Origin of the sequence: Alloalcanivorax mobilis (genome assembly GCF_002864685.1) — a bacterium.
GTDB classification, from domain to species: Bacteria; Pseudomonadota; Gammaproteobacteria; order Pseudomonadales; family Alcanivoracaceae; genus Alloalcanivorax; species Alloalcanivorax mobilis.
Genome location: NZ_NMQZ01000088.1, coordinates 1 through 391, shown reverse-complemented (window position 1 = coordinate 391; position 391 = coordinate 1). Strand labels below are relative to the sequence as shown.

The following is a 391-nucleotide window of genomic DNA, read 5'->3' as shown; positions in this document are numbered from 1 at the left end:
CGTCATTGACTGACACACCTTTCCGCCCTGACTGACAGACCCGAATCGGTTTGCCTTTATGCTGTCCATATGGTCAGTATCGGGGTAAATTATGGCAGAACACGACGCCGGTTATAAATTACTGTTCGCGCACCAGGAAATGGTGCGTGACCTGCTGCTCGGGTTCGTTAAGGAAAACTGGATCAAGGAACTGGAACTGGACTCCTTGGAGAAGGTCTCCGAGAGCTTCGTTTCGGATGATCTGCGCAGCCGCCATAATGACGTAATCTGGCGCGTGCGTTGGCGGCAGCGGTGGGTCTATCTGTATTTGATGTTGGAATTTCAATCCAGCGTCGATTACTACATGGCGGTTCGGCTGCTGAGCTACATCGGCTTGTTGTATCAGGACTTA

1 protein-coding gene is annotated in these 391 nt (G+C 51.4%); it reads left to right on the top strand.

Annotation, left to right across the window (positions count from 1 at the left end; translation table 11 throughout):
* Positions 1-91 precede the first annotated feature (91 nt).
* A partial coding sequence (locus tag CGS25_RS18870; RefSeq protein WP_198588859.1) for an Rpn family recombination-promoting nuclease/putative transposase occupies positions 92-391 on the top strand: 300 nt, incomplete at its 3' end.